The sequence below is a fragment of the Flavobacterium saccharophilum genome, from assembly GCF_900142735.1.
Classification (GTDB): domain Bacteria; phylum Bacteroidota; class Bacteroidia; order Flavobacteriales; family Flavobacteriaceae; genus Flavobacterium; species Flavobacterium saccharophilum.
This window is the reverse complement of record NZ_FRBY01000013.1, coordinates 1-1398: the sequence shown is the minus strand read 5'-3', so window position 1 is coordinate 1398 and position 1398 is coordinate 1. Positions and strand designations below refer to the sequence as shown.

General features: G+C 40.3%; 1 protein-coding gene. It reads right to left on the bottom strand.

Going from position 1 to position 1398, the window contains the following annotated elements:
• The coding region (locus tag BUA98_RS22130) for an Ig-like domain-containing protein (protein ID WP_317614832.1) at positions 1-1398 on the bottom strand (1398 nt) is incomplete at both ends.

Below are 1398 nucleotides of genomic sequence, written 5' to 3'. Positions count from 1 at the left end.
AGTTTCAGAAGTATTTCCGCACGCATCTTTTACAATCCATGTGTTGGTGTAAGTACCTGCATTAGAGCATCCTTCAGAAGCTACAAACTGACCGCATGTTTTTTCGATGTTAGCCATATCAGTATCACATAAATCAGTTGCAGCAGGGAATAAGGCCTGAGCAGCTTCCAATCCTGCAGCATCGCTACATTGAACAGTTTTATTTAAAGAAGCTATTTCTGTTGTCCATGTTGGCGCTGTTGTATCTTCGATCGTAATTACTTGTGTGAAAATATCTGTAGCATTTCCACAATCATCTTTTGCAATCCAGGTATTAGTATAAGTGCCGGCGTTAGAACATTCTTGAGAAGCTACAAACTGACCGCTTGTTTTTGTATAAGTAACAATGGTACATTTTGCATTTGCAATTGGTGCCTGTTCTTGCGCAGCTGTTAAGCCAATATTATCGCTGCATTGTAAAGTTACATTTAAGGTTCCTGCTACTGTAATCCAAGATGGTGCGGCATTATCCTCAATTGTAATTATTTGAGTAAAAATACTTGAGGTGTTATTACAAACATCTTTCGCTACCCATGTATTAGTATATGTTCCGGTACTTCCGCAATTTCCTTTTTGTAATGTGCCACTTGTTTTGGTATAAGTTAATGTTCCTCCACAATTGTCTGTAGCAACAGGTGCTTGATTTTGAGCAGCATTGAATCCTTGATCATCACTACATTGTAAGGTAACGTTAAGTGCGTCAGTTGCAGTTGTCCATGTTGGAGCCGTAGTATCCTGAATTGTGATTACCTGAGTAAAGATGTCAGATACATTTCCGCAATTATCAGTTACGGTCCATGTATTGGTATACGTGCCTGAGTTTATACATTGTGAAGGTACAAACGAACCGCTTACTTTGATGATATTGCTTACATCAGTATCACATAAATCGGCTGCAATCGGTAGTGCAGCTTGTGCATTGGCCAATCCTTGAGTATCACTACATTCCAAAGTTACATTAAGGGCAGTTGCAGCAGTTGTCCATGTTGGGGCCGTAGTATCTTCAATAGTGATGATCTGAGTAAAGACATCAGAGGTATTTCCACAATCGTCAGTTACGGTCCAGGTATTGGTATAAGTACCGGCATTTCCACAGCCTGAAGAAGCTGTAAACGAACCGCTTACTTTGATGATATTGCTTACATCAGTATCACATAAATCGGCTGCAATCGGTAGTGCAGCTTGTGCATTGGCCAATCCTTGAGTATCACTACATTCCAAAGTTACATTAAGGGCAGTTGCAGCAGTTGTCCATGTTGGAGCCGTAGTATCTTCAATAGTGATGATCTGAGTAAAGACATCAGAGGTATTTCCACAATCGTCAGTTACGGTCCAGGTATTGGTATAAGTACCGGCATT